Source organism: Candidatus Pelagibacter sp. (assembly GCF_052049775.1).
Classification (GTDB): domain Bacteria; phylum Pseudomonadota; class Alphaproteobacteria; order Pelagibacterales; family Pelagibacteraceae; genus Pelagibacter.
The window spans coordinates 1-5,400 of record NZ_JBNGZH010000044.1 but is presented as its reverse complement, the minus strand read 5'-3'; the positions used below and the strand labels follow the sequence as shown (position 1 = coordinate 5,400).

Annotated in this window: 6 protein-coding genes; 3 read left to right on the top strand and 3 right to left on the bottom strand. The window is 24.7% G+C overall.

What is annotated here, in order from left to right; all coding sequences use genetic code 11:
- A partial coding sequence (locus ACTT83_RS05625; RefSeq protein ID WP_440919123.1) for a hypothetical protein occupies positions 1-919 on the bottom strand: 919 nt, incomplete at its 3' end.
- An 11-nt stretch (positions 920-930) separates the two neighbouring features.
- Between ACTT83_RS05625 and purM the strand changes: the two genes are divergently transcribed.
- Positions 931-1,959, top strand: a complete 1,029-nt coding sequence (gene purM, locus ACTT83_RS05620; RefSeq protein WP_440919122.1) for a phosphoribosylformylglycinamidine cyclo-ligase — start codon at positions 931-933, stop codon at positions 1,957-1,959.
- Complete coding sequence (gene purN / locus ACTT83_RS05615) at positions 1,937-2,521, top strand: phosphoribosylglycinamide formyltransferase (RefSeq protein WP_440919121.1); 585 nt, start codon at positions 1,937-1,939, stop codon at positions 2,519-2,521. Before purM ends, purN begins: the two co-directional genes overlap by 23 nt.
- Here purN and ndk read toward each other — a convergent pair.
- Both ndk and ACTT83_RS05605 read right to left on the bottom strand, forming a co-directional pair.
- Positions 2,511-2,921, bottom strand: a complete 411-nt coding sequence (ndk, locus tag ACTT83_RS05610; RefSeq protein ID WP_440919120.1) for a nucleoside-diphosphate kinase — start codon at positions 2,919-2,921, stop codon at positions 2,511-2,513. The genes purN and ndk overlap by 11 nt on opposite strands.
- The gene (locus tag ACTT83_RS05605; protein WP_440919119.1) at positions 2,914-4,383 is read right to left on the bottom strand and encodes a leucyl aminopeptidase; all 1,470 of its coding nucleotides are present in this window, start codon (positions 4,381-4,383) and stop codon (positions 2,914-2,916) included. Before ACTT83_RS05605 ends, ndk begins: the two co-directional genes overlap by 8 nt.
- Before the next feature lie 82 nt (positions 4,384-4,465).
- Here ACTT83_RS05605 and ACTT83_RS05600 point away from each other — a divergent pair.
- On the top strand, positions 4,466-5,400 hold a 935-nt coding region (locus ACTT83_RS05600), incomplete at its 3' end, for an LptF/LptG family permease (protein WP_440919118.1).

Here is a 5,400-nt window from a genome sequence, read left to right as displayed (position 1 = left end):
CATTTAATATTCTTTCAAAATTTGAAACTTTTAAATTATCATCAGAATCTAATTTGACAAATATTGGTAGTTTAATTGAAGTATTAACTCTATTGAAAATTTTCCAGTGATCTTCATAAGTTATCTTTAATTTATCTATTAAATTTATAATATCGTCTTCATCATCGAAATTTATGTCAGAAAATGAAAGATTTTTTAAAACTACTTTGTCCTCGATTGTTATTCTTGATAAAATTCTTACGTTATTATCATTTTTAAAAACTAATGTTACAATTGAGTCGTCTAAATTATATTTCTTAGTAATCTCTTCAAAATTATATTTTTCAATTGTGTTGTAATTTTTTTTTATGAGATTTAAATCTTCTAGATCTTCGGTTGGCAAAAGATACTCAAGAAGATATGATTTTTTATTATACTTATTCCAATTGTTAAAAAAGATATTTTCTGAAAATGCTATTAAATTGTCATTTTTTTCCTCTATTATAATTGGAAACAATAAAAATTTTTTTCTATTTGGAACTGATGGAAATACATTTTTATTTTCTAAATAATTGAAAATTTTTTTTTTATTAAAAGCGACACCCAAATTTACATAATAAGTGTCATCAATAAATTTTTCCTCTTTTACAGAAAAAGACTCAATCATTCCTTTTATCTCAGCTAATTTTATTCCTTTAATTATTTCTTGATCTGAAGAAGCTGTGATAGTTGAGATTAATCTAGAAAAAGCTTTAATAAAACCATCATCTATAACCTTATTTTTATCAAAATTTATTTCAAACGGCTTTGAAATTTCAATATTATTTACATCAAAAGATTTTGCCTCAACTTTATCTGTGGAAAAAAAAAATATATTTAAAGATAGAAATGTAAAAAAAATATATAAAAAATGTGAAAAATTTTTAAATCTAATTATCATACTTTATAATAATGAATAAAAATCTATTAACATACAAAAAAAGTGGAGTTGATATTAAGGCTGCAGATAAATTTATAAAGTTCATATCTTCGATTTCATCAAAAAAAAAGGGCAAAAAAAAGTTTAATAATATAGGTGGTTTTGGTTCTATAACAAACATTCCCAACAATTTAAAAAAACCGAAAATTGTAGCATGCACTGATGGGGTTGGTACTAAAATAGAGATAGCAAATCTATTAAAAAAATTTGATACTATTGGTATCGATTTAGTTGCGATGAGTGTAAATGATTTGATAGTTCAAGGTGCAACTCCTTTTTTTTTCTTAGATTATATTTCAATAAATAAAATTAATTTACCAAAACTAAAATCAATCATTAAAGGAATTGTTAAAGGGTGTAATATATCCGGTTGTGATTTAGTTGGTGGTGAAACAGCTGAAATGCCTGGTACATATGAAAAAAATAAATTTGATATTGCCGGTTTTGCAGTCGGATTAGTTGAACAAAAAAAAATTTTAGACAAAAATAATGTCAAAGAAAATAATCTTATTTTAGCAATTCCATCAAGTGGTTTACATTCAAATGGTTACTCATTAGTTAGAAATATTATTAAAAGAAAAAATATAATAATTAATAAAAATATTTTTTTAAAAAAAGAGTTACTAAAACCAACAAAGATTTATGTTAAAGAAATTTTAAGTCTCATAAACAAGAAACTAATAAATGGTTGTGCAAATATTACAGGTGGAGGCTTACCAGACAATATCATAAGAGTTATTCCAAATAATCTTTGTGCGGAAATTGATTTAGAAAAGATTAAACCTCTTAAAATCTTTAAATGGTTAAAAAAAAATGATGTAAATGACCTCGAGATGTTAAAAACTTTTAATTGTGGCGTTGGTTTTTGTCTGATTGTAAATCCAAGAAATTTAAAAAAAATCAATAAATATTTTTCTAAAGATTATAAACCTTATGTGATTGGCAAAATATCAAAAAATTCAAAAAAAATAAAATTGAATGGTAAAATCAATTGGTCCTAAAAAAATAAGAACTGCAGTTTTTATTTCTGGCACAGGAAGTAATTTAAAAAATCTAATTAAATTTTCTTTAAAAAAAGTTTCTCCAATTGAAGTAAATTTAATTGTTTCGAATAATCTAAAAGCAAAAGGACTTAAATTTGCTAAACTGTACAAGATTAAAAAAAAAGTTTATAATTATGATAAAAAAAAAGTCTCAGAAAAAAAAATATTAAAAGACCTAAAGTCAAATGACATTAAACTAATATGTCTCGCAGGGTTTATGAAAATTTTATCCAAAGATTTTATAAGGAGGTTTAAAGGAAAAATTTTGAATATACATCCTTCTTTATTACCAAAATATAAAGGATTAAACACACACCATAGAGCAATTCAAAATAAAGAAAAATACTCAGGATGTACAGTACATCTAGTAAATTCAAAACTTGACTCAGGAAAAATAATTCTTCAAAAAAAAGTTAAATTATCAAAAAAAGAAACACCCTCATCTCTTCAAAAGAAAATATTAAAACATGAACATATTTTATATCCAAGAGCTATAAGCAAGATATTTGTTAGTTTTTAAAGAAAAAATCAATTTCAATTTTTGCATTTTCAACACTATCAGAACCATGCACTGAATTTTTATCTATTGAAATTCCATATTTTTTCCTAATTGTTCCTTCCTCAGCATCATTAGGGTTAGTTGCTCCCATTAATTTTCTATTGTCAGCCACAGCATTTTCTTTCTCAAGTATCATTGCAATTATTGGGCCTGATGAAAGATATGAACATAAGTCATTATAAAATGGTTTTGTCTCATGAACTTTATAAAATTTTTCAGCTTCTGATTTTTCTATCTGGATTTTTTTTTCTTTAATTATATTAAATTCATTTTTTAAAAACATTTGTTTAATTTCATTATCCAGGTTTCTTTCTACTGCATCTGGTTTAATAATTGATAAAGTTTGTTCAATGTTACTCATAATAATCTTCAACTAATTGATTTAATAATCTAACTCCAAATCCAGTTGCACCCTCAGAATTAAGAGAACCTCCATATTTTGAAAATGCCATTCCAGCAATATCTAAGTGCGCCCAAGGGGTTTTATTTAGAATAAATCTCTGTAAAAATTGTGCTGCAGTAGTTGAGCCAGCACCTCCAACATAATTAATATTTTGCATATCAGCATTTTTGGAATTTATTAATTTATCATAATTTTTATCAAGTGGCATTCTCCATACTCTCTCTCCAACTTTTTGGCCTGCATCAAATAATTGCTTTGACAGCTTATCATTATTTGAAAACATTCCTGCAAATTCAGAACCTAAAGAAACTATTATTGCTCCTGTTAAAGTCGCTAAATCAACAATAAATTGGGGTTTATATTTTTTTTCTGTATATGTGAGTGCATCAGCTAAAACTAATCTTCCTTCAGCATCAGTATTTAAAACTTCAATTGTTTTTCCACTATAAGATTTTACTATATCACCAGGTCTTTGAGCATTACCACCTGGCATATTTTCAACAAGACCTACAACTCCAATTGCATTAATTTTGGCTTTCCTTAAAGCAAGATTTTTCATTAAACCTACAACAACTGCAGAACCAGCCATATCATAAGTCATATCTTCCATAAATTTTGCGGGCTTGAGAGAAATACCACCGGTATCAAAACAAACTCCTTTTCCAACAAATGCTAAAGGTTTCTTTTTTGCTCTTACACCTTTCCACTCTAAAGTAACAAGATAAGACCCTCTTATACTACCTTGTCCTACGCCCAGAAGTGCATTCATACCAAGCTTTTTTAATTTCTTTTTGTCAAATACGTTTACTTTAAGACCAAATTTTCTAAGTTGTAACAATCTTTTTGCATATTCATCTGGATGAAGAATATTTCCTGGTTCTGAAACGAGATCTTTTGTTAAATTTGTTCCTTCAATTATAGATCTGTATTTCTTATTCTTATTAAATTGGAAAGTTTTGTTTTTGTTTAAGACCTCTATATCGAATTTTTTTTCTTTACTTTTGGATTTATATTTATTGAATTCGTATGATTTTAATTGAAGGCCTTGTGCAAATTGATCAAAAAAGAATTTATTTTTAGGAAAAGTGTTCCTTATATTTTGCTCATAAAAAGTTGTTTTTAAATATAAATTTGATTTTAAATACACATAAAATTCAGCACCAATTTTTTCAATGTCAAACGGGGATTGACTATCTTTAATTTTTATCAAAATAACTTTTTGCGAAGCATTTATATCTAATGATAAAAAATTCTTTTCACCAAATTCATTTGAGCTAAGTGACTGATTTATAAAACTAGAAAACTTAGATATTGGAAGTTTGCTGATTTCATTTATTTTAAAATTTTTATTAGTAAAAAAAACATGATTTTTTACTAATTTTAAGTTTATATTATTTTTAACACTTATTTTTATTGACATTTTTTATATATATGTACTTTGAGTTGTATTTAAATTGTAAACTAATAGTTGAAAATATATAAATAGATTTTGATAAATTTCAATGAAAAAAATATTATTTATAAAATTATTATTTGATTGTTTAGTTTTTTTTCTAATAACTCTTTTTTCAACAGGTATTATTATTTGGGTTTTCCAAGCTGTAAATTTTTTGGATATCATAATTGAAGATGGCCGTAATTATTTAGTTTATCTAAATTTTTCTCTATTAAATTTTCCAAAAGTAATAAGTAAATTGCTACCTTTTGTACTATTTTTTAGTTTTATTTATATGATCGGAAAATATGAATTAAATAATGAATTAATTATTTTTTGGAATTTTGGGATTAATAAAATTGATCTTATCAATTTTTTTATAAAATTTTCGTTTATAATCGTGCTATTGCAAATATTACTAACAGCTATAATTGTTCCCAAAAGTCAAGACATGGCTAGATCGTTCCTAAGAACTTCGTCAATTAATTATTTAGAGAATTTTATCAAACCCAGAATATTTAATGATGCCGTAAAAGGTTTAACTATTTATAGTAACTCAAAAGATAAGTTTGGGAATTTAAAGCAGATTTATTTAAAAAAAGGTTCAGGAGAGAATTTTCAAATAACTTTCGCGAAAGAGGGTAAATTTAAACAAATCGGAAACAATCAATTTTTAGAATTAAATTTTGGTGAAACCATAAGTGTTATTAATGGAAAGATAACTAATTTTAGATTTAAAAAAACCGATTTCAACTTAAGTAATTATGAAGGCAATACCACTACGTACAAGAAAACTCAAGAAGTTACAACGCTAGATCTATTCAAATGCTATCATAATTTAATGAATTTCAATTTTTTTAAAATTGATGAAAATTTTAAAGTTGAAAATTGTAGGGATGATAATATCGATAATATATTAAAGGAATTATATAAAAGAATTATAATTCCATTATATATTCCAGTATTAATTCTAATTTCATTATTATTAATATTTAAATCTAA